Source organism: Streptomyces sp. Qhu_M48 (genome assembly GCF_051305195.1).
GTDB lineage: Bacteria > Actinomycetota > Actinomycetes > Streptomycetales > Streptomycetaceae > Streptomyces.
Map to the genome: position 1 here is coordinate 5,722,060 of NZ_CP195432.1, position 21,664 is coordinate 5,743,723.

The 21,664-nt window shown below is 70.5% G+C and carries 16 protein-coding genes; 6 read left to right on the forward strand and 10 right to left on the reverse strand.

Features of this window, described 5'->3' with window-relative positions; translation table 11 throughout:
- Positions 1-114: 114 nt before the first annotated feature.
- The 3 genes from ACRRSS_RS25895 to ngcE all read right to left on the reverse strand — a co-directional run bounded on the left by ACRRSS_RS25895 (position 115) and on the right by ngcE (position 3,522).
- Positions 115-1,047: a carbohydrate ABC transporter permease gene (locus tag ACRRSS_RS25895; protein WP_435973511.1), complete on the reverse strand. Its 933-nt coding sequence runs from the start codon at positions 1,045-1,047 to the stop codon at positions 115-117.
- Positions 1,047-1,976: a carbohydrate ABC transporter permease gene (locus ACRRSS_RS25900; protein WP_435973512.1), complete on the reverse strand. Its 930-nt coding sequence runs from the start codon at positions 1,974-1,976 to the stop codon at positions 1,047-1,049. Before ACRRSS_RS25900 ends, ACRRSS_RS25895 begins: the two co-directional genes overlap by 1 nt.
- A gap of 100 nt (positions 1,977-2,076) precedes the next feature.
- Complete coding sequence (ngcE, locus tag ACRRSS_RS25905) at positions 2,077-3,522, reverse strand: N-acetylglucosamine/diacetylchitobiose ABC transporter substrate-binding protein (protein ID WP_351899089.1); 1,446 nt, start codon at positions 3,520-3,522, stop codon at positions 2,077-2,079.
- Between the two features lie 529 nt (positions 3,523-4,051).
- Between ngcE and ACRRSS_RS25910 the strand changes: the two genes are divergently transcribed.
- Positions 4,052-4,981, forward strand: coding sequence for an FG-GAP repeat domain-containing protein (locus ACRRSS_RS25910; RefSeq protein ID WP_435973513.1), 930 nt, complete (start codon positions 4,052-4,054; stop codon positions 4,979-4,981).
- 104 nt (positions 4,982-5,085) lie between these two features.
- Here ACRRSS_RS25910 and acnA read toward each other — a convergent pair whose 3' ends face one another.
- The gene (gene acnA / locus ACRRSS_RS25915; protein ID WP_435973514.1) at positions 5,086-7,800 is read right to left on the reverse strand and encodes an aconitate hydratase AcnA; all 2,715 of its coding nucleotides are present in this window, start codon (positions 7,798-7,800) and stop codon (positions 5,086-5,088) included.
- A 364-nt stretch (positions 7,801-8,164) separates the two neighbouring features.
- On the opposite strand from acnA, the gene ACRRSS_RS25920 reads away from it, so the two are divergent.
- Together ACRRSS_RS25920 and ACRRSS_RS25925 are read left to right on the forward strand one after the other, a co-directional pair.
- The gene (locus tag ACRRSS_RS25920; protein WP_435973515.1) at positions 8,165-8,521 is read left to right on the forward strand and encodes a VOC family protein; all 357 of its coding nucleotides are present in this window, start codon (positions 8,165-8,167) and stop codon (positions 8,519-8,521) included.
- A gap of 51 nt (positions 8,522-8,572) precedes the next feature.
- Complete coding sequence (locus ACRRSS_RS25925; protein WP_435973516.1) at positions 8,573-10,102, forward strand: helix-turn-helix domain-containing protein; 1,530 nt, start codon at positions 8,573-8,575, stop codon at positions 10,100-10,102.
- Between the two features lie 89 nt (positions 10,103-10,191).
- On the opposite strand, the gene ACRRSS_RS25930 is transcribed toward ACRRSS_RS25925, so the two are convergent.
- Entirely contained in the window at positions 10,192-10,767 is a 576-nt protein-coding gene (locus ACRRSS_RS25930) for a hypothetical protein (RefSeq protein ID WP_435973517.1), read from the reverse strand.
- A gap of 525 nt (positions 10,768-11,292) precedes the next feature.
- Between ACRRSS_RS25930 and ACRRSS_RS25935 the strand changes: the two genes are divergently transcribed.
- Positions 11,293-11,838 (forward strand): hypothetical protein, encoded by a 546-nt coding sequence (locus ACRRSS_RS25935; protein ID WP_435973518.1) that lies wholly within the window; start codon positions 11,293-11,295, stop codon positions 11,836-11,838.
- A gap of 91 nt (positions 11,839-11,929) precedes the next feature.
- Here the strand turns inward: ACRRSS_RS25935 and ACRRSS_RS25940 are convergent, their stop codons facing one another.
- The 3 genes from ACRRSS_RS25940 to ACRRSS_RS25950 form a co-directional block, all read right to left on the reverse strand.
- Positions 11,930-13,483, reverse strand: a complete 1,554-nt coding sequence (locus ACRRSS_RS25940) for an MFS transporter (RefSeq protein WP_435973519.1) — start codon at positions 13,481-13,483, stop codon at positions 11,930-11,932.
- Positions 13,484-13,580: 97 nt separating this feature from the next.
- Entirely contained in the window at positions 13,581-13,994 is a 414-nt protein-coding gene (locus tag ACRRSS_RS25945) for a RidA family protein (protein ID WP_351899107.1), read from the reverse strand.
- Positions 13,991-15,328 carry an acyl-CoA dehydrogenase family protein gene (locus ACRRSS_RS25950; RefSeq protein ID WP_435973520.1) on the reverse strand — a complete coding sequence of 446 codons (1,338 nt, stop codon included), beginning with the start codon at positions 15,326-15,328 and terminating at the stop codon, positions 13,991-13,993. Before ACRRSS_RS25950 ends, ACRRSS_RS25945 begins: the two co-directional genes overlap by 4 nt.
- Positions 15,329-15,514: 186 nt before the next feature.
- On the opposite strand from ACRRSS_RS25950, the gene ACRRSS_RS25955 reads away from it, so the two are divergent.
- Together ACRRSS_RS25955 and ACRRSS_RS25960 are read left to right on the forward strand one after the other, a co-directional pair.
- Entirely contained in the window at positions 15,515-17,281 is a 1,767-nt protein-coding gene (locus ACRRSS_RS25955) for an AMP-binding protein (protein WP_435973521.1), read from the forward strand.
- 58 nt (positions 17,282-17,339) lie between these two features.
- Positions 17,340-18,176 (forward strand): PaaX family transcriptional regulator, encoded by an 837-nt coding sequence (locus tag ACRRSS_RS25960; protein WP_435973522.1) that lies wholly within the window; start codon positions 17,340-17,342, stop codon positions 18,174-18,176.
- A 4-nt stretch (positions 18,177-18,180) separates the two neighbouring features.
- Here ACRRSS_RS25960 and ACRRSS_RS25965 read toward each other — a convergent pair whose 3' ends face one another.
- Positions 18,181-20,604: a bifunctional salicylyl-CoA 5-hydroxylase/oxidoreductase gene (locus ACRRSS_RS25965; protein WP_435973523.1), complete on the reverse strand. Its 2,424-nt coding sequence runs from the start codon at positions 20,602-20,604 to the stop codon at positions 18,181-18,183.
- A gap of 2 nt (positions 20,605-20,606) precedes the next feature.
- Positions 20,607-21,434, reverse strand: coding sequence for an enoyl-CoA hydratase family protein (locus tag ACRRSS_RS25970; RefSeq protein WP_435973524.1), 828 nt, complete (start codon positions 21,432-21,434; stop codon positions 20,607-20,609).
- Positions 21,435-21,664: the final 230 nt, after the last annotated feature.

Sequence of the window (21,664 nt, forward strand, 5' to 3'; positions counted from 1 at the left end):
GAGGCACGGACCGGCCGTCGTCGCCGGAGGTCGGGGACCGCGGAAAGGCCCCCGGCGCGCGGTGCGCCGGGGGCCCTTCGGAGGATGCGGGAGGGGCCCTGCGGGGCCCGGGGGTCACTTCACGGCGCCGGCGGTCAGACCGGCCACCACCTGCCGCTGGAAGATGATGTACGCGGCGAGCACCGGGAGCATCGCCATCACGAGGCCGGCGAAGAGCCCCGACCAGTCGCCCTTGTAGCCCTGGCTGACGGCGAGCTGGACGAGACCCTGCGAGAGCACCTTCTTCTCCGGCTCGGTGTTGAGCACGGTCGGCAGCAGGTACTGGTTCCACTGGCCGAGGAAGTTGAAGATGCCGACGCTGATGAGGCCCGGCTTCGCCATCGGCAGCATCACCTGGAAGAAGGTCCGGGTGTGCGAGGCGCCGTCGACGAAGGCCGCTTCCGCCACCGAGCTCGGCAGGGTGCGGAAGAAGGCGGTGAGGAAGAAGACGGTGAACGGCAGCGAGTACGCGATGTACACGAGGATCAGGCCGTGCAGCGTGTTGAGCAGGGCCATGTTCTGCATGACGTAGAACAGCGGCACGAGCGCCAGGATGATCGGGAAGCTCATCCCTCCGATGAAGAGGAAGTAGATGAACCGGTTGCCCGGGAAGTCGAAGCGGGCCAGGACGTAGGCCGCCATCGAGCCGAACAGCAGGGTACCGAAGAGGGAGCCGCCGACCACCAGGATCGTGTTCAGGAAGTAGTCGCTCATGTGCGCCTCGGTCCAGGCGCGCGACCAGTTCTCGAAGTGCAGCTTGTCGGGCAGCGACCACGGGGAGGTGAAGATCGCCCGGTCGGTCTTGAACGAGGTCATGACCGCCCAGAGCAGCGGCGTGACGACCATGATCGCCCAGATGATCAGGACGCCGTGCGAGAAGACGTTGAGGGTCGCGCCCTCCTTCTTCGGCTCCTTGCGGGACGGGGCGACGGTCGCCTTGGTGACCGTGGGCCCGGGGCCGCCCGGGGAGCCGGGGGTCTCGACGGTGGCAGTGTCGGTCGTCTTCATCAGAACTCCAGCCGCTCGCGCCGGCCCACCTTCATCACGACGGCCGCGAAGGCCAGCGTGACGAGGAGGAGCGCGACGCCGATGGTCGTGGCGTAGGCGGCCTGACCGTCCCGGAACGCCTTCTGGTACACGTACAGCGGAAGGACGATGGTCGAGTAGTCGGGCCCGCCGCCGTTGGGGCCGACGGTCATGATCTGGACGACGGCGAAGGACTCCGCGCCGAGCGCGAGGATGCCCATGTAGATCCAGCCCGACTGCACGGTGTCCCAGAGCAGCGGCAGGGTGATCTTGAAGAACGTGGTGAACCGGTTCGCGCCGTCGAGCAGCGCCGCCTCGTAGAAGTCCCTCGGAATGGACGCCATGCCGGCCGAGAAGAGGACGACGAAGAATCCGACGGTGGACCAGACGAGTACCGCCATCACACAGATGAGGGCGAGGTCCGGGTCGCCGAGCCAGTCGGGCTGGACGCTGCCGAGACCGACCCCCTTCAAAACGGAATTGATCGCTCCGCTGTTCGGGTTGTAGGCGAACTGGAAGAGCAGCGCCACGATCGCGATCGACAGCACCTGCGGGAAGAAATAGACGATCTTGTAGAAAGACGATCCGCGCACACCCGCGATGGCCGCGCCCTTACGGCGCCGACCGCCGACATTGAGCATGAAGGCGAAGAACAGCGCGAGTCCCACGGTCACCAGTGGCAGTACCACCGCGAAGGTCAGGCTGTGCTGGACCGACTTCCAGAAGACCTCGTCGTCCAGCATTCTGCTGTAGTTGTCGAATCCGACCATCCCGAATTCGGGACTCAGTCCGGTCCAGTCCGTGAACGAGTAGTAGATGGACTGGATGAAGGGCCAGATGACGAAGAGCGCGTAGAGCGCGAGGGGGGCCGCCAGGAACCCCACGATGAAACGGTACTTGCCGTGTTGCATTCCTACCGACCCCGATCTTCCCGCGGAGGCGCGTCGCTGCTGTGACGCGCGAAGGGCCCGGGGCCCGCTCCCGGTCGGCGGGAAGGGGCCCCGGCACTGCTCACTGGTGCTTGTAGTGCTTGATCGAGGAGTCCTTGGCCGCCTCGTCGGCGTACTTCTGGATCTTCTTGATCGTCTCGGCCGGGGTCGCGCGGCCCGCCATCAGCTCACCGATACCGGCGACACCGATCTTCTCCTTCTGGAGGGCGACGTACCAGTCCTGAAGGCGCGGGTTGACGACGTTCTGTCCGGCCTTCTCCAGCGCCGCGACGCCGGACTTCAGGCCCGGGGAGAGCTCGATGCCGTCGGTGCCGCCGTTGAGGGCCGTCAGGGACTTCACCGACTGGGTGAAGTTCTTGGAGGAGGCCTCGCTGAGCATGATGCGCAGCTGCTCCATGCCGCCCGCGGGGTTCGCCGCCTTGGCCGGGACGATGAAGGGCTCGCCGCCCGCGGCCCAGATGGTGCCGAACGGCATCTTGTCCGAGGCGTCGAGGCCGGTGGGTCCGGAGACCGCGAGACCGAAGTCGGCCGGCATGGTCTTCGCGGCCTCGTTCTCGACCCAGGAGCCGTTCGGGATGAACAGCGCCTTGCCCTCGGTCCAGGCGGTCTGCGACTGGATGTGGTCGAGACCGGGGGTGCCCTTGAGGATGTACCCCTTCCGGACGAGCTCGTAGTACGCCTCGAAACACGCCTTGACCGCGGGGTGCTCCCAGGCCTTCGGCTCCAGGTTGTCGATGGCGTCCAGGACCTCGCGGCCGCCGACCTTGCCGATCATCGGGTAGAGCGAGAACGGCACGTAGTACGGGTGCTTGCCCGCGTACGTCCAGCCGGCGATGCCCTTCTTCTTGGCCTTCTCGCAGACGGCCAGCATCTCGTCCCAGGTCTCCGGGTACTTCGCGTCGAGCGAGTCGAGGAGCTTCTGCGAGTACCAGACGCCGTAGACCGTGTAGGCGTAGTTCAGGATCCAGCACGGCTGGCCGTCGAACTGGCCCATCTCGACGATGCCGGGCCGCAACGTGTCGCGGACCTTCTTGGCCGGGTCGTCGATGGACGGCGCGTCCAGGAGCGGGGTGAGGTCGGCGAGCTGCTTCTGGCCGACGAGGACACCCATGTCCATCTGCTCGGCGCCCGAGTTGTCGATGAGGTCCGGCGGGTTGCCGCCGTTGAAGCGCGGCTGCAGCGTGGTGGTGATCTTCTGGGTGGGGGTGAACTTGACCTTCGCCTTGGGGTAATTGGTCTCGTAGATCTTGACCGCGTCCTTGGCGTACTGCTGTCCGAATCCGCCGTCGAAGAGGACGAAGTCGAGCGGTGCCGACTCGTTCACCGCGAGCGGGTTCTTGTCGGACTTCGTGCCCTTCTCGACCTTTCCGTTGCCACCGCTGTCACTGCTCGCACAGGCGGAGAGGAAGCCCATCGTCGGTACGGAGATCAGACCGATAGCGGCCGAACGCTTGATCAGGTCGCGACGGCCAAGGCCCTCATTGGTCTGTGCGGAGGTGGATCCCATGCTCAAGTCCTCGCCTTCATTCAGGACTCAGGCGGTGTACCGGTCGCCCGTACTCGCTCGCCACAGGCGAAGGGCCCCGCCACCGCGGTCATTTGCAGCCGGGTCGTGCAGGCGTCGGGCCGTCGTGTGATGAAAACGACTGGCTGGACGCCGACAGGTATAGTCCACTTCCCTTCGCCTGAGCAAGATCGAAAGCAGGTTTTGACGGCCATCTTTCCCGAGTTGAGACCTCCGGGATAAGCACGCCGGATCTGCGGCGTTTCGTCCAACCACTCGTCCGTCCATACCCTTGACACCACCTCAGACCTACCCGTACTGAGGGGTACCGAAGGGGACTCGCTAGTACGACCCGGACGCGGGATGACAAACGGGTCATACGACCGGGATCGAAACAGTTGTGTCACAGACCCCCCGCCCGGTGAAGGTCCTGTAAGGGCGATCCGGGATCATAGAGGTCCGCCTTCATTCGTCCTCACGCAGCGACGAACGGTGGAACCTGCCTTGTTTCATCTCGCATCTGGAGTACTTTGTGGCCAACTCTTCTGGCCTGAACCGCACGGGCGTCCTGTCCCGTATCACCGTGGCCGCGATAACGGCGGCCCTGGTGGGCACCACGACGGCCGCGGTCGCGGCGGACGCGCCCCAGGGTGCCGCCGCCGTCAACCCGGCCACCGCGGCTCCGGCCGCCTCCGCCGCAGCGACCACCGCGGCCGCGGACGGCGCGGAGCTGCGCTTCCTCGGCGGCGTCTCCGGCTCGACCCTGTACTACTACGAGCCCAACGGCTCCGGCGGCTACGAGGCGCGCCAGTGGGCCACCGGCACCTGGGGCAGCGTCAAGAACGCCCAGCAGGCGGACAACGACGGCGACGGCGTCGCCGACGACACCTGGATCTGGTACACCTCCGGCACGATGGCCTACGCCTCGGGCGAGTCGGCCGACACGTCGTTCACGACGATCGGCAGCGGCTGGAACATGTACAACAAGATCGTCTCCCCGGGTCAGCTCGGCGGCGGCGCGGCGGCGGACATCGTGGCCCGCGACGCGGCCGGTGTGCTGTGGCTGTACCTCGGCTACGGCAACGGCAAGGTCGCCCCGCGCACCAAGATCGGTGGCGGCTGGAACACCTACAACCAGATCGCCGGTGTCGGCGACCTGAGCGGTGACGGCAAGGCCGACATCGTCGCCAGCGACAAGACCGGCGTCCTGTGGCTCTACAAGGGCACGGGCGACTACAAGGCTCCCTTCACCGGTCGCACCAAGATCGGTGGCGGCTGGGGCTCCTACAACTCCCTCGTGGGCGTGGGCGACCTCGACTGGGACGGGCGCAGCGACCTGATCGCGCGCGACACCGCCGGCAAGCTCTACCGCTACTCGGGCACCGGCAACGCGGCCGCGCCGTTCAAGCCGCGCGTCGTGATCGGCACCAGCGGCTGGAACACCTACCGCCTGATGTTCTGATCCTCCGGATCCGAACGAACACGTGACGAACGAAAGGGCCCCGCTCCTCTTCCGAGGAGCGGGGCCCTTTCCGTGCCGCTTCCGTACTACCCGATCAGATCGGGTCAGCCACGGATCAGGTTGCGGAGCACGTACTGCATGATGCCGCCGTTGCGGTAGTAGTCCGCCTCGCCGGGGGTGTCGATGCGGACGACCGCGTCGAACTCGACGCCGGTGTCGGTGGTGACCTTCACCGTGGCCGGGGTGGTGCCCTCGTTGAGCTCGGTGACACCCGTGATGGAGAAGGTCTCCTCGCCGGTCAGCCCGAGCGAGTCGGCGTTCTGGCCGGCCGGGAACTGGAGCGGGAGGACGCCCATGCCGATGAGGTTCGAGCGGTGGATGCGCTCGTACGACTCGGTGATGACGGCCTTGACGCCGAGGAGCGCGGTGCCCTTGGCCGCCCAGTCGCGGGACGAGCCGGAGCCGTACTCCTTGCCGCCCAGGATGACCAGCGGGGTGCCGGCGGCCTGGTAGTTCTGCGAGGCGTCGTAGATGAACGACACCGGGGCGTCAGCCTGGGTGAAGTCGCGGGTGAAGCCGCCCTCGGTGCCCGGCGCGATCTGGTTGCGCAGGCGGATGTTGGCGAACGTACCGCGGATCATGACCTCGTGGTTGCCTCGGCGCGAGCCGTAGGAGTTGAAGTCACGACGCTCCACACCGTGCTCGGTGAGGTACTTGCCGGCCGGGGTGTCGGCCTTGATGGCACCGGCCGGGGAGATGTGGTCGGTGGTGACCGAGTCGCCCAGCTTGGCCAGGACGCGGGCGCCGACGATGTCGGTGACCGGGGTGGTCTCCATCGTCATGCCCTCGAAGTACGGGGGCTTGCGGACGTAGGTGGACTCGGTGTCCCACTCGAAGGTGTTGCCGGTCGGGATCGACAGCGCCTGCCACTGGGCGTCGCCCGCGAAGACGTCCTGGTAGGACTTGTTGAACATGTCCTCGCCGATGGCGTTCGCCACGACGTCGTTGACCTCGGCCTCGGTCGGCCACACGTCCGCCAGGTAGACGGGCTTGCCGTCCTGGTCGACGCCGAGCGCGTCCTTGGTGATGTCCACCTTCATGGAACCCGCGAGGGCGTACGCGACGACCAGCGGCGGGGAGGCCAGGTAGTTCATCTTGACGTCGGGGTTGATGCGACCCTCGAAGTTGCGGTTGCCCGAGAGCACCGAGGTGACGGCGAGGTCGTGCTCGTTGACGGCCTTGGAGACCTCCTCCGGCAGCGGGCCGGAGTTGCCGATGCAGGTGGTGCAGCCGTAGCCGACGAGGTTGAAGCCGACCTTGTCGAGGTACGGGGTGAGACCCGCCTTGTCGAAGTAGTCGGTGACGACCTTCGAGCCCGGGGCGAGGGTGGTCTTGACCCACGGCTTGCGGGTCAGGCCCTTCTCGACGGCCTTCTTCGCGACGAGCGCGGCGGCGACCATCACGTACGGGTTCGACGTGTTGGTGCAGGAGGTGATCGCGGCGACGGTGACGGCGCCGTGGTCCAGCGTGTACGTGGAGCCGTCGGGGGCGGTCACCTCGACCGGGTTCGACGGGACGCCGTTGGAGACGGCCGGGGAGTCGGAGGCCGGGAAGGACTCCTTGCCCGCCTCGTCGGCGGTGGTGACGTAGTTGCGCACGTCCTGGGCGAACTGCGCGGCGGCGTTCGCGAGGACGATGCGGTCCTGCGGGCGCTTCGGGCCGGCGATGGAGGGGACGACCGTGGAGAGGTCGAGCTCCAGCTTCTCGGAGAAGTCGGGCTCGGCGGCCGGGTCGAGCCAGAGGCCCTGCTCCTTGGCGTACGCCTCGACGAGCGCGACCTGCTGCGCGGAGCGGCCGGTCAGCTTGAGGTAGTTCAGGGTCTCGCCGTCGATCGGGAAGACCGCGGCGGTGGAGCCGAACTCCGGCGACATGTTGCCGATGGTGGCGCGGTTCGCGAGGGAGGTCGCGGCGACGCCCTCGCCGTAGAACTCGACGAACTTGCCGACGACGCCGTGCTTGCGCAGCATCTCGGTGATCGTGAGGACCAGGTCGGTGGCGGTGGTGCCGGCCGGCAGCTCGCCGGTCAGCTTGAAGCCGACGACGCGCGGGATGAGCATGGAGACCGGCTGGCCGAGCATCGCGGCCTCGGCCTCGATGCCGCCGACGCCCCAGCCGAGCACACCGAGGCCGTTGACCATGGTGGTGTGGGAGTCGGTGCCGACGAGGGTGTCGGGGTACGCCTGGCCGTTGCGGACCATGACCGTACGGGCCAGGTGCTCGATGTTCACCTGGTGGACGATGCCGGTGCCCGGCGGGACGACCTTGAAGTCGTCGAAGGCGGTCTGGCCCCACCGCAGGAACTGGTAGCGCTCCTTGTTGCGGCCGTACTCCAGCTCGACGTTCTCCGCGAAGGCGGTGTTCGTGCCGAACTTGTCGGCGATGACGGAGTGGTCGATGACCATCTCGGCCGGGGAGAGCGGGTTGATCTTCGCCGGGTCGCCGCCGAGCGCCGCGACGGCCTCGCGCATGGTGGCGAGGTCGACGACACAGGGGACACCGGTGAAGTCCTGCATGATCACGCGCGCCGGCGTGAACTGGATCTCCTGGCTCGGCTGGGCCTGTGAGTCCCAGCCGCCGAGGGCCCGGATGTGGTCGGCGGTGATGTTCGCGCCGTCCTCGGTGCGGAGCAGGTTCTCCAGGAGGACCTTCAGGCTGTAAGGGAGGCGCGCGGAGCCCTCGACCTTGTCCAGCTTGAAGATCTCGTACGACTCGTCGCCCACGTGCAGCGTGCTGCGGGCGTCGAAGCTGTTCGCCGACACGACAGTCTCCTTCATCAATGTGCGCGTATTACCGCCATGCTGCCGCCACGACTCCTCGCCGATCCGCTAAGGTAAGGCTTAGTTAGGTAACCCTTACCGGGTGGGCGGCCACGGTGCGCCGTAAGCAGTTATCTCGATGTCGAGATAACTCTAGTGCATCCCCGCCGCCGGGTCATGCCCGGCCGTCCCGAGCCGTCGGGGAAAAGCCGCGTGGCGCGACAAAAGGCGCGACCCCCGGAGAGGACGGGACCCCGGGCCCGCCCGGCCGGTCACCGGCGCGGGCCCCTGGGTGACCCGGACGGGCGGGCACCCGTACGGCCGTCGGCGGATTGCCGGGACCTGGAGGGGCGCCGAGGATCGGATCATGTTCACTGGCGCGCACGTGATCCTCTACACCCGGGACGCGGAGGCCGACCGGGCCTTCCTCAAGGACGTCTTCGGCTTCCCCCATGTGGACGCCGGGCGCGGCTGGCTCGTCTTCAAACTGCCGCCCGCCGAGGTCGCGGTGCACCCCACGCGGGACGAGCCGAAGCACGAGGTCTACCTCATGTGCGAGGACCTCACCCGGACCCTGACGGAGCTGGAGGACCGGGGCGCCGAGATCTCACGCGCCATCACCGACCAGGGGTGGGGCCTGCTCGCCGCCGTCCGACTGCCGAGCGGCACCGAACTGCCCCTGTACGAACCGCAGCACCCGACCGCGCACGACCTCTCACCCTGATGGCCCACCCCAACGACAAGGGTCATCTCATATCTGAGATAACGTGACGCCATGGCAGACGACTACCTCGTACGCATCGGCAAGCTCATCCGTGACGCCCGGCAGCACCGCGGCTGGACACAGACGCAGCTCGCCGAAGCACTGGCCACGAGCCAGAGCGCCGTCAACCGGATCGAGCGCGGCAACCAGAACATCAGCCTTGAGATGATCGCCCGGATCGGCGAAGCCCTCGACAGCGAGATCGTATCCCTGGGATACGCGGGACCGATGCACCTCCGGGTCGTCGGCCGCCGCCGGCTCTCCGGCTCGATCGACGTCAAGACGAGCAAGAACGCCTGCGTCGCGCTGCTCTGCGCCTCCCTCCTCAACAAGGGCCGCACGGTGCTGCGCCGGGTCGCCCGCATCGAGGAGGTGTTCCGGCTCCTGGAGGTGCTCAACTCCATCGGGGTGCGCACCCGCTGGATCAACGACGGCGTAGACCTGGAGATCGTGCCGCCGGCCGAGCTGGACATGGACTCGATCGACTCCGAGGCCGCGATCCGCACCCGCTCCATCATCATGTTCCTCGGCCCGCTGCTGCACCGCATGGACCGCTTCAAGCTGCCGTACGCCGGCGGCTGCGACCTCGGTACGCGCACGATCGAGCCCCACATGATCGCGCTGCGCCGCTTCGGCCTCGACGTCACGGCCACCGAGGGCATCTACCACGCCCAGGTCGAGCGCTCGGTCGCCCCCGACCGCCCGATCGTGCTGACCGAGCGCGGGGACACCGTCACCGAGAACGCGCTCCTCGCCGCCGCCCGCCACGACGGGGTGACGGTCATCCGGAACGCCTCCTCCAACTACATGGTCCAGGACCTGTGCTTCTTCCTGGAGGCGCTGGGCGTCCGCGTCGACGGCATCGGCACCACCACGCTCACCGTGCACGGCGTGCCGCAGATCGACGTCGACGTCGACTACTCCCCCTCGGAGGACCCGGTCGAGGCGATGAGCCTGCTCGCCGCCGCCGTCGTCACCGAGTCGGAGCTGACGATCCGCCGGGTGCCGATCGAGTTCATGGAGATCGAGCTCGCGGTCCTGGAGGAGATGGGCCTCGACCACGACCGCTCGGCCGAGTACGCGGCGGACAACGGCCGCACGCGCCTGGTCGACCTCACGGTCCGCCCCTCCAAGCTGGAGGCGCCGATCGACAAGATCCACCCGATGCCGTTCCCCGGCCTGAACATCGACAACGTCCCCTTCTTCGCGGCCATCGCGGCGACGGCCCAGGGCAAGACGCTGATCCACGACTGGGTCTACGACAACCGCGCGATCTACCTCACGGACCTCAACCGCCTCGGCGGCCGCCTCCAGCTCCTCGACCCCCACCGCGTCCTGGTGGAGGGCCCGACCCGCTGGCGCGCCGCCGAGATGATGTGCCCCCCGGCGCTGCGCCCGGCGGTGGTCGTCCTCCTGGCGATGATGGCGGCGGAGGGCACGTCGGTCCTGCGGAACGTGTACGTGATCAACCGCGGCTACGAGGACCTGGCGGAGCGGCTGAACTCGATCGGGGCGCAGATCGAGATCTTCCGGGACATCTAGGCAGTACGGTGGAAAGCCCCCGCCGGGTACCGGCGGGGGCTCTTCGCGATCCCGGCACTTCCACCAGACGCTCCGGAACCTGGAGTGCCTCAGCGGGACACGAGCAAGCCGAGCGCGACGGGTGTCGCCATCACGGCGACGTCACTCCACGTTACGTAAATGCGTCTGCGCGTCTCCCGCCGGCTCATCAGGCCCGCCCGCTCTCGTTCCGGTGGGAGCCAGTCCAGAATCGCCTTCCGGGCACTCTGCGCCGACCTTGCTCCGATAGCGCTCGCGGAGAAGGACCAGACGTAATGCGGACGCCCTTCCTGCAGGACGGCAAGGCCGTTCCGTGACACCTCGATGTCTCCGCTCTTCGCGATCCGCACGCGAGCGGAGGAAAGGGGCGTCACGTCCTGAACCTTTCCGTTCGGTTCCAGAACAACTCTCGGACGGAGTCCGGAGCGAACACAGACGACGTTGAAGATCCCCAGGAAGATGAGGAGCCCCGACCCGGTGAAACCCTGCTCCTCAACTGCGGCAAGCCCGGCTAGCAGCAGTACCGGGTCCAGCGCTGCCATCGCAGCCCATGCGGAAACGACCGTCCCCTTTCTGCGGAGATGCAGCGAACCATCGGACTTGCGCGAGATGAAGAGCCCGCGGTATCGGTGGCTGGAGGAAGACATCACGGACAGTATCCCGCATTGGCATTGCTCCAAGCAGCTGCTCCGCACGTCCCACCCGTGAGGAAGAAGTTCCCTCCGTAGTTGGTGAGTGTCGGGCCCCAAGCCGTCGCGACTCGAGGCGCGGCATGCTTCGCGGCGCTAGCCGAATGCCGAGCAGCCCCCACGACACGCGTGACATGGGGAGAAGTTGCCCATCCTCCTACCGCGCCCCGGCGGCCACGGTTCGCGAGGAGTCGACCTGCCCCGCCTCCACCCACGGTGATCGCTGCCGAGACGCCGAATTTCTTCCAGTACTCCCCGTCCATGTCCACGTTCGAGAACGCGTCCACCGCGACTCCGGCACCCAGGACGACAGCGCCCGCGACCAGGCATGCGCCGGCTGTGGCGAAGACACAGACCCCGAATGCTGCGGTTCCTGCCCAGAGCTTGATCGAGTCGCCGTTCTCGGCGACCCATCGTCCCGCACCCGAGTCCTTCACGTTCTTCCAGGCGTCGGAAAAGTTTCCCTTGGCCAGGCTTCCGAGGATGCCGTTCTTCTACTGGGCCGAGGCCTCCCAGATCCTCGCGATCGGTGACGTGGACGGCCCGCTGGACACGAACGCCGACGGCGTCATCGACGTCCCCGGTCACCCCGACCTCCTGGTCAGGGAGGGCGGCAGGCTGTGGCTCTACTTCGGGTCGGCCGACCACCGGCTCGACAGCGTCAAGGGCCCGGTACTCATCGGTACCAGTGGCTGGACCAACTTCACGATCGCCGCTCCCGGTGACCGCGACAAGGACGGCGACGTCGACCTCATCGCACGGAACGGCGCCAACGGCGAGCTCCGCCTCTACCCCGGAACCCCCGACGGCACCGGCCTCGGGAGCGGAAGCACGGCGACGGTCATCGGTACGGGCTGGACCCCGGCCAACCGTCCGCTGTTCACCGCCGTACCCGACGCCAACGGTGACGGGACCTCGGACATCTGGTCCACCGGTGGCGACGGCAAGCTGTACTTCTACCCGAACGCCCTGGGCGCGGGCACGATCGTCGGTACCGGCGGCTGGGGCTCGTTCCAGGATCTGAGCTGACCCGAGCAGTCCCAGCGGAGCGGCCCCCGGCGAGGAGTGATTCCCGCCGGGGGCCGCACCGCGTTCCGCCGCCCTCCGGCGGCACCGGAACTCACCCGCCCGGCGGCACCATGGCCCCGCCCTTGAGGCGGTCGATGTCCGACTGGCGGACCTTGATGACGAAGAGGGAGATCAGGGCGCCGACCACGGCGAACACGGCCGCCGTGACGAAGCCCGCGGAGACGCCGGAGGTCAGGACCTGGTCACCGTACGGCGGTGGGAGCACGCCCGACTTGGCGAACTGGGCCTTCTCCAGGGGGCCCGCCTGGGAGAGGAAGGCGGGTACCTGGACCTCCGCCTCGTTGCGGCTGGCCGTGCCGAAGACGGTGACCAGGATCGAGAGGCCCAGCGAACCGCCCACCTGCTGCATCGCGTTGAGCAGACCGGACGCGGCGCCCGTGTCCCGCTGCTCGACGTTCGACAGGGCCATGATGGTCAGCGAGACGAACATGAAGCCCATGCCGAGGCCGAAGACGAGGATCGGGCCGAGGATGCTGCCCAGGTACGTGGAGTTCACGTCCGTGAGGGTCAGCCAGGCCAGGCCCGCCGCCGCGAGCACCGAACCCGTCACCATGAAGGGTTTCGGCCCGTAGCGGGGCAGCAGGTTCGAGGTGAGCCCGGCGCCCACCCCGATGATCGCGCTGACCGGCAGGAACGCCATGCCCGTCGCCAGGGGGCTGAAGCCCAGCACCTGTTGCACGAACAGGGTGAGGAAGAAGAACATCCCGAAGATCGCCGCCGCCAGGCACAGCATGATGGCGTACGTGCCCGAGCGGTTGCGGTCGGCGAACATCCGCAGCGGTGTGATGGGCTGCTGGGAGCGGCGCTCGACCAGGATGAACACGGCCAGGAGGACGACCGCCGCGACGAACGAACCGATCGTGTACGGATCGCGCCAGCCCTCCTGGGCCGCGCGGATGAACCCGTACACGAGGGCCACCATGCCGAGGGTCGAGGTGAGCGCGCCGGTGAGGTCGAAGTGGCCGGGACGCCGCGCGGACTCCTTGACGTGACGGGGGGTGAGGAAGGCGATGACCAGGGCGATGGGGACGTTCACGAAGAAGATCCAGCGCCAGTCGAGCCATTGGACGAGCATGCCGCCGGCCACCAGGCCGATCGCTCCGCCACCGGCGGAGACGCCCGCGAAGACGCCGAACGCCCGGTTGCGTTCCGGGCCTTCGTCGAAGGTCGTGGTGATCAGCGAGAGGGAGGTCGGCGAGGCGATGGCACCGCCGACGCCCTGCAGCGCACGGGCGGCGAGGAGTTGCCACTCGCTCTGGGCCAGACCGCAGAGCAGCGAGGCGGCTCCGAAGAGCAGCACGCCGAAGATGAAGACGCGGCGGCGTCCGAGGATGTCGCCCGCGCGCCCGCCGAGGAGCAGCAGACCGCCGAACGTCAGCGTGTAGGCGTTGACGACCCAGGCCAGGCTGGTGGTGGAGAAGTCCAGTGCGGTCTGGATGTGCGGCAGCGCGATGTTCACGATGGTGATGTCGAGAACCACCATCAGCTGACAGGACGCGATCACGAAGAGCGCGATGCCCTTGCCGTCTCCCCCGCCCTTGCGGGGTGCGGTCGCCGTGGGGGTCGGCTTCGGAGTACTAGTCATGGCTGTTCATGGCGCGAAACGCCCTCACCTGTGGCAGCCGTGGGCCGGTCGGTCCACCTTTCGACACTAAGCCCGGCCCGTACGGCCGACCAGTTGATCAAGCGTGCGCGGGTTCGTCCAGGACCGCGAAGCCGTCCAGCTCCACGAGGGCCTGTTCGTCCCAGAGGCGTACGACTCCGATGACGGCCATCGCCGGGTAGTCGCGGCCCGCCGACCGGCGCCAGATGCGGCCGAGTTCGAGGGTGTGGGCGCGGTAGTCGTCGACGTCGGTGGTGTAGACGGTGACGCGGGCGAGGTCGGTGGGGGCGCCGCCGGCGTGGCGCAGGGCGGTGAGCAGATTGCCCAGGGCGGTGGCGAACTGCTCGGGCAGGGTCTCCCCCACGATCGTGCCGTCGGTGTCGAGCGCGGTCTGTCCGGCGAGGAAGACGAAGCGGCTGCCGGTCGCGGTGACGGCGTGGGTGAAGCCGGCGGGCGGGGCGAGTTCGGCGGGGTTGTGCCGGTGAAGGCTCATGAGGTGCGCTCCTCCTGACGGGGCGTCCGGGACGGGTCGGCGGGGTCGGGCCCGCGGTGCGGCTGGGCGGGCGTCCGGGACGGGTCGGCGGGGTCGGGCCCGCGGTGCGGCTGGGCGGGCGTCCGGGACGGGTCGGGGGCGCGCCCCCCGTGCGACGGGCCGCGCGCCGGGGAAGGAGCCGCCGCGTGAGGGCCCGGTGCCTGGGGCTCGGGCGCCGCGTGTGACGCGTACAGCTCCTTGGCGATGATCGTGCGCTGGACCTCCGTGGCGCCCTCGTAGATCCGGGGTGCGCGGACCTCGCGGTAGAGGTGTTCGAGGAGGTGGCCGCGTTGCAGGGCGCGGGCGCCGTGGAGTTGGACGGCGGAGTCGACGACGTACTGGGCGGTCTCGGTCGCGAGCAGCTTGGCCATCGCCGAACGGCGGGGGACGTCCGGGTCCCCCTGGTCGTACGCCTCGGCCGCCGCGTACACCAGGAGGCGGGCGGCCTCGGTGCGGGTGGCCATCTCGGCGACCCGGTGCGCGACGGCCTGGAGGTCGGCGAGCCGCCCGCCGAAGGCGGGGCGGGCGGCGGTGTGGGCGAGGGTGGCGTCGAGGGCGGCCTGGGCCATGCCGACGGCGAAGGCGCCGACGCTGGGCCGGAAGAGGTTGAGGGTGTGCATGGCGACCCGGAAGCCCCGGTCGGGTTCGCCGAGGAGGTCCTCGGGGCCGACGGGGACGCCGTCGAAGGTGAGGGTGCCCAGCGCGTGCGGGGCGAGCATGTCGAGGTGTTCCCCGCCGAGGCCGGGGCGGTCGGCGGGGACGAGGAAGGCGGTGACGCCCCGGGCGCCGGCGCCCGGTGTGGTGCGGGCGAAGACGGTGGCGAAGTCGGCCTCGGGGGCGTTGGAGATCCACTGCTTCTCGCCGTGCAGGTGCCAGCCGCCGGCTCCGTCGGGGACGGCTTCGAGGGCGAGGGCGGCGGCGTCGGAGCCCGCGCCGGGTTCGGAGAGCGCGAAGGCGGCGACGGCCCGTCCGGCGGCGGCCTCGGGGAGCCAGCGGGCGCGCTGCGCGGGGGTGCCGAAGGCGGCGACGGGGTGGGTGCCGAGCCCTTGGAGGGCGAGGGCGGTCTCGGCCTCCGTGCAGGTCCGGGCGAGTGATTCGCGCAGGAGGCAGAGTTCGAGGGCGCCGGCGTCGAAGAGCCGGGCCAGGAGGCCCGACTCGCCCAGGGCGGCCACGAGGGGGCGGTTGACCCGGCCGGGTTCGCCCTTCTCCGCGAGGGGCCTCAGCCGTTCGGCCGCGAGCGCGCGGAGCTCCGCACACCAGGTGATCTGTTCCGGATCGAGCGAGAATGCGGGCATGTGGGCCCTCTCCGACGCCCTCGGGCGTCTTCGTCCCCGCGCCGTCGGGCGCCGTCGTCCCTGCGCCGCCCGGCGCCTTCCTCCGGGTGCTCCCGGCCACCCTTGTCGCGAACCGTTGACTGCCGTCACCAACACGATACGCTCGTGGAGCGACGGGCGACCCCACCACGACAGGGGGACGGACTCATGGAGCTGACACCCTCGGCCCACCTCGACAGCTTCGCCCGCGACCGGCTGCCGCCACCGGACCGGTGGCCGCGCCTCCTCTTCGACCTCCCCGAGCTCGCCTACCCGGACCGGCTCAACTGCGGCGCGGAACTCCTCGACCGCACGGTGGAACGGTTCGGCGCCGACCGCCCCGCCTTCCACGACGGCGAGGGCGGCGTCTGGAGCTACGGGGAACTCCAGGACCGGGTCGACCGCATCGCCCACGTCCTCACCTCCGACCTGCGGGTCCGGCCCGGAAACCGGGTCCTCCTGCGCGGCCCCACCACCCCCTGGCTGGCCGCCTGCTGGCTCGCCGTGATGAAGGCGGGCGCCGTCGCCGTCACCGTCCTCGCCCAGCAGCGCGCCCCCGAGCTGGCCGCGATGGCCGACGCGGCCCACTGCACCCACGCGCTCTGCGACGTCCACGTCGTCGACGAGCTCCTCGGGGCCCGGATACCGGGGCTCCGGATCACCCCCTTCGGCGGAGACGGCCCCGACGACCTGCTCACCCTCGCCGCCCGCCGCCCCGGACCCTACGAGGCGGTGGCGACGGCCGCCGACGACGTGGCCCTGATCGCCTTCACCTCCGGGACGACCGGCCGGCCCAAGGGCTGCGTCCACTTCCACCGGGACGTCCTGGCCGTCGCCGACACCTTCTCCGCGCACGTCCTGCGCCCGCTGCCCGACGACGTCTTCGCCGGTTCGCCACCGCTCGCCTTCACCTTCGGCCTCGGCGGGCTCGTCGTCTTCCCCCTGCGGGCCGGGGCGAGCGCGGTCCTCCTCGAACAGGCCGGCCCGAAGCAGCTGCTCGCGGCGATCGAGCGGCACCGGGTGTCGGTGCTCTTCACCGCCCCGACGGCCTACCGGGTCATGCTCGACGAGCTGGCCCAGGGCGCCGCACCGGACGTCAGCTCCCTGCGCCGCTGCGTCTCGGCCGGCGAGAACCTGCCGGAGGCCACCTGGACCGCCTGGTACCGGTGGACCGGCCTGCGCCTGATCAACGGCATCGGCGCGACCGAACTCCTGCACATCTTCATCTCCGCCGCCGACGGAGACATCCGCCCCGGCACCACCGGCCGGCCGGTGCCCGGCTGGCAGGCCAGGATCGTGGACCGCGACGGGCGCGGAGTCCCGGACGGCGAGGAGGGGCTGCTCGCGGTGCGCGGCCCGGTGGGCTGCCGCTATCTGGCCGATCCCCGCCAGGCGGAGTACGTGAAGGAGGGGTGGAACGTCACGGGGGACACGTACGTCCGCCAGCCCGACGGCTACTTCCGCTACGTCTCCCGAGCCGACGACATGATCATCTCGGCGGGGTACAACATCGCGGGCCCCCAGGTCGAGGAGGTGCTCCTGGATCACCCCGACGTGGTGGAGACGGCGGTGGTGGGCCGCCCGGACACCCTGCGCGGCCAGGTCGTCGTGGCGTACACGGTGGTACGGGACGGGGTGCCGCGCGACTCCAGCACGGCGGCCGCGCTGCGGGCCTTCGTGCGCGCCCGGCTCGCCCCGTACAAGTCGCCCCGGGAGATCGTCTTCCTGGACGCCCTGCCCCGCACCCCGACGGGCAAGCTCCAGCGTTTCCGGCTGCGCGAGGAGGCGGCACCGGCCACGGCGGCGGCGTCCGTGGCGACACCGGACGCGGCACCGAACACGGACACGGCACCGGACGCGGCGGCGGACACCGTCGCCACACCGAACGCGGCACCGGACGCCCGGGGCGCGGTCGGCGAGCCGGGCGCCCCCTGACAGGCACCGGCCCACCGGAAGAAGGCGCCGTCCGCGAGCCACCCCCTAAAGTGATCACGTGGCCGAGCAGCACACTCCCCGATCCCTGATCGTCTCCCTCTACGGCGCGTACGGCCGTACGCCCGACGGGTCGCCGATGCCGGTGGCCGCGCTCATCCGGCTCCTCGCGGTCCTCGGGGTGGACGCGCCCTCCGTGCGCTCCTCGGTGTCGCGGCTGAAGCGGCGGGGACTTCTCCTGCCGGGCCGGACGGCCGACGGGGCCGCCGGATACGCCCTCTCGGAGGACGCCCGCCGGCTCCTGGACGACGGCGACCGCCGCATCTACGCCCGGACCGAGCCCAAGCTCTCCGAGGGCTGGGTCCTCGCCGTCTTCTCCGTCCCCGAGGCCGAGCGGCACAAGCGGCACCTCCTCCGCTCCCGGCTGGCCCGTCTCGGCTTCGGCACGGCCGCGCCCGGCGTCTGGATCGCGCCCGCCCGGCTGTACGAGGAGACCCGGAACGCCCTGGAGCGCCTGGAGCTCTCCCCGTACGTGGACCTCTTCCGGGGCGACCACCTCGGGTACGCGGCGACGGCCGGGGCGGTGGCCCGCTGGTGGGACCTGCCGGCGATCGCCCGGCTCCACGAGGAGTTCCTCGCGGCCCACGCGCCGGTGCTACGGGCCTGGCGGACGGCCCCGGCGGGCGCGGAGGACGCCTACCGGGACTATCTCCTCGTCCTGGACTCCTGGCGGCGGCTGCCGTACGCGGACCCGGTGCTCCCGGCGGAGCTGCTCCCCGACGACTGGCCGGGCCGGCGCTCGGCGGAGGTCTTCGCGGCCCTGCACGAGCTGCTGCGGGACCGGGGCGCCGCATTCGTGCAGCCGTTCGTGTCCGGGGACCCTCCTCAGGAGGCATGAGCGCTCACACGGTGTCACGGCGGCCGGTCGGGGGCGGGCGGCTGCCCGCGCGGTACGGGGCCGGCCAGGGGGCGGCCGGGCCACGGTAGCCCTGTTCGGCCGCCGCGTGCAGGGTCCAGTGCGGGTCGTAGAGGTGCGGGCGGGCGAGGGCGCACAGGTCGGCTCGGCCCGCCAGGAGCAGGGAGTTGACGTCGTCCCAGGAGGAGATCGCGCCGACCGCGATCACGGGGATCCCGGTCTCGTTGCGGATGCGGTCGGCGTACGGGGTCTGGTACGAGCGGCCGTAGGCGGGGGTCTCGTCGGGGACGACCTGTCCGGTGGAGACGTCGATCGCGTCGGCGCCGTGCGCGGCGAAGGCCCGGGCGATCTCGACGGCGTCCTCGCCGCTCGTCCCGCCCTCGGCCCAGTCGGTGGCCGAGACGCGGACGGTCATGGGGCGCTCCTCGGGCCACACCTCCCGCACCGCGTCGAAGACCTCCAGCGGGAAACGCAGCCGTCCGGCGAGGTCGCCGCCGTACGCGTCGGTGCGGTGGTTGGTGAGCGGGGAGAGGAAGCCGGAGAGCAGATAGCCGTGGGCGCAGTGCAGTTCGAGGAGGTCGAAGCCGGAGCGGGCGGCGCGCCGGGCGGCGGATGCGAACTCCTCGCGCACGGCGGTCAGTCCGGCGCGGTCGAGGGCGCGGGGCGTCTGGCTGACCCCGGGCCGGTACGGGAGGGGCGAGGCGGCGACCAGCGTCCAGTTGCCGTCGGGCAGCGGCTGGTCGATCCCCTCCCACATGCGCCGGGTGGAACCCTTGCGGCCGGAGTGGCCGAGCTGGACACCGAGCGCGGTGCCGGGCGCGTGCGCGCGGACGAAGGCGGTGATCCTGGCCCAGGCGTCGGCCTGCTCGTCGGTCCACAGGCCCGTGCAGCCGGGGGTGATCCGGCCCTCGGGGCTCACACAGACCATCTCGGTCATCACGAGTCCGGCGCCGCCGAGGGCCCTGGCCCCCAGGTGGACGAGGTGGAAGTCGCCGGGGAGACCGTCCTCGGCGACGTACTGGTCCATGGGCGAGACGACGATCCGGTTGCGCAGGGTCAGTCCGCGGAGCCGGTACGGGGTGAACATCGGCGGGGTGTCGGGCGGGCAGCCGAAGTCGCTTTCGACGGTGCTGGTGAACGCCGGGTCGCGGAGCCGCAGATTGGCGTGGGTGACGCGGCGGCTGCGGGTGAGGAGGTCGAAGGCGAACCGGCGGGGCGGCCGGTCGACGTGGCCCGCGAGCTCCTCGAACCAGTGGAGGCTGGCGGCGGCCGCGCGCTGGGTGGACTCGACGAGCGGACGGCGCTCGGCCTCGTACGCGGCCAGGGCCTCGGCGGTGGCGGGGTGGTCGCGGAGGCTGTGGGCCAGGGCGACGGCGTCCTCGACGGCCAGCTTGGTGCCGGAGCCGATGGAGAAGTGCGCGGTGTGGGCGGCGTCGCCGATGAGGACGGTGTTGCCGTACGACCAGTGCGCGTTGACGACGGTACGGAACGCGGTCCAGGCCGAGCGGTGGGAGCGCAGCTCGCGGCCGCCGAGCGCCTCGGCGAAGATCTTCGCGCAGCGGACGGTGGACTCGGCCTCGTCGAGTTCGTGGAACCCGGCGGCCCGCCACACCTCCTCGCGCATCTCGACGATGACGGTGGAGGCACCGGCCTCGTAGGGGTAGGCGTGCAGCTGCATCACGCCGTACTCGGTCTCGGCCGTCTCGAAGCGGAAGGCGTCGAAGGCGAAGTCGGCGGCGAGCCAGATGTAGCGGCAGCGGTGGGTGGTGATCCGGGGGCGGAAGTGTGCGGCGTGGTCCTCGCGGGTGCGGCTGTGGACGCCGTCCGCGGCGACGACCAGGTCGTGGTCGGCGGCGAGGGCCTCGGCGGGCGGGGCCTCGGTGCGGAAGCGGAGCCGTACGCCCAGGTCCGCGCAGCGGGCGTGCAGGATCTCCAGGAGCCGGCGGCGGCCGAGGGCGGCGAAGCCGTGGCCGGTGGAGGTGGTGCGGTGGCCCCGGTGGACGACGTCGATGTCGTCCCAGCGGACGAGGTCGCGGCGGAGCGCCTCGTACACGACGGGGTCGGCGTCCCGTATGCCGCCGAGGGTCTCGTCGGAGAGGACGACGCCGAAGCCGAAGGTGTCGGAGGGCGCGTTCCGCTCCCAGACGGTGACCTCGCGGCCGGGGTCGAGCCGCTTGAGCAGGGCGGCGGCGTAGAGCCCCCCGGGCCCACCCCCGACGACGGCGATCCGGGAGGGGGCGGCCCGGGGCCCGGCGCCGGTGCCGCCTGCGCGGGGGCCGGTGCCGCCAGCTGGACGCGGGGCGGTGCCGGTGTCTTCGCCCGTGCCCGGGGCGGTGCCGGTGCCGCCGGCTGGAGGCGGGGCGGTGTCGGTGCCGGTGTCTTCGCCCGTGCCCGGGGCGGTGCCGTGCATGCTCAGTGCCCCCGCCAGTTCGGGGGGCGTTTCTCGGTGAAGGCGGCGTGGAACTCCGCGTAGTCCGCGCCGTTCATCAGCAGGGCCTGGGTGGCCGCGTCCAGTTCGATCGAGGCGGCCAGCGGCATGTCGAGTTCGGCGGTGAGCAGCGCCTTGGTCTGGGCGAGGGCGAGCGCGGGTCCGTCGGCGAGACGGCGGGCGAGTGCGGCGGCCCGCTCCCCCGCGCGGTCCTCCTCCGTGAGTTCGGAGAGCAGGCCGATCCGCTCGGCCTCGGCCGCGTGGACGGGCTCGCCCAGCATGAGGAGCCGGGTCGCGTGGCCGAGGCCGACGACCCGGGGCAGCAGGTACGCCGCGCCCATGTCGCCGCCGGAGAGCCCGACCCGGGTGAAGAGGAAGGCGAAGCGGGTGGTGGGGTCGGCGATCCGGAAGTCGGCGGCGAGGGCGAGGACGGCCCCGGCTCCGGCGGCGACGCCGTGGAGGGCGGCGACGACGGGGAAGGGGCACTCGCGCAGCGCCCGGACGACCTGTCCGGTCATCCGGTTGAAGTCGAGGAGCTGGGCGGTGTCGAGGGAGAGGGTGGCGCCGATGATCTCGTCGACGTCGCCGCCGGAGCAGAAGCCGCGTCCCTCGCCGTCGAGGACGAGGGCGCGGACGGCCCGCTCGCGGGAGAGCTCGGCGAGGAGGTCGCGCAGGTCGGCGTAGGCGCCGAAGGTGAGGGCGTTGAGTTTCGCGGGGCGCGTGAGGGTGACGGTGGCGACGCCCCGGTCGATGTCGAGGCGCAGGTGCCGCCAGCGCTCCGTGCGGGCGGTGGAGCCGGTAAAGGGGCTCATGCGGAACGGCCTCCTTCCTCCGTTCGGAGGGTATCACCGTACTGTGACCGTCGTCACGAGCGCGCGATAGAGGAGGAGGGGCGGGCGCCGCGCCCAAGGTCCCCTCGACGGGTGACCGAGGTCCCTGGCGATCAGGGAGGGGCGCCCCTGGAGGAAGAAATCGCACCTCGTATCGTTGAAACCAGGACGTCTCGGGACGCACCCACCCCGCCCCCACCCGCCCCCACTCG

Excerpts from the sequence above, each read along its gene's own strand:
- ACRRSS_RS25895 (WP_435973511.1), bottom strand. The coding sequence starts at position 1,047 with ATGAAGACGACCGACACTGCCACCGTCGAGACCCCCGGCTCCCCGGGC.
- ACRRSS_RS25900 (WP_435973512.1), bottom strand. The coding sequence starts at position 1,976 with ATGCAACACGGCAAGTACCGTTTCATCGTGGGGTTCCTGGCGGCCCCC.
- ngcE (WP_351899089.1), bottom strand. The coding sequence starts at position 3,522 with ATGGGATCCACCTCCGCACAGACCAATGAGGGCCTTGGCCGTCGCGAC.
- ACRRSS_RS25920 (WP_435973515.1), top strand. The coding sequence starts at position 8,165 with ATGTTCACTGGCGCGCACGTGATCCTCTACACCCGGGACGCGGAGGCC.
- ACRRSS_RS25925 (WP_435973516.1), top strand. The coding sequence starts at position 8,573 with ATGGCAGACGACTACCTCGTACGCATCGGCAAGCTCATCCGTGACGCC.
- ACRRSS_RS25930 (WP_435973517.1), bottom strand. The coding sequence starts at position 10,767 with ATGTCTTCCTCCAGCCACCGATACCGCGGGCTCTTCATCTCGCGCAAG.
- ACRRSS_RS25935 (WP_435973518.1), top strand. The coding sequence starts at position 11,293 with ATGCCGTTCTTCTACTGGGCCGAGGCCTCCCAGATCCTCGCGATCGGT.
- ACRRSS_RS25940 (WP_435973519.1), bottom strand. The coding sequence starts at position 13,483 with ATGACTAGTACTCCGAAGCCGACCCCCACGGCGACCGCACCCCGCAAG.
- ACRRSS_RS25945 (WP_351899107.1), bottom strand. The coding sequence starts at position 13,994 with ATGAGCCTTCACCGGCACAACCCCGCCGAACTCGCCCCGCCCGCCGGC.
- ACRRSS_RS25950 (WP_435973520.1), bottom strand. The coding sequence starts at position 15,328 with ATGCCCGCATTCTCGCTCGATCCGGAACAGATCACCTGGTGTGCGGAG.
- ACRRSS_RS25955 (WP_435973521.1), top strand. The coding sequence starts at position 15,515 with ATGGAGCTGACACCCTCGGCCCACCTCGACAGCTTCGCCCGCGACCGG.
- ACRRSS_RS25965 (WP_435973523.1), bottom strand. The coding sequence starts at position 20,604 with ATGCACGGCACCGCCCCGGGCACGGGCGAAGACACCGGCACCGACACC.
- ACRRSS_RS25970 (WP_435973524.1), bottom strand. The coding sequence starts at position 21,434 with ATGAGCCCCTTTACCGGCTCCACCGCCCGCACGGAGCGCTGGCGGCAC.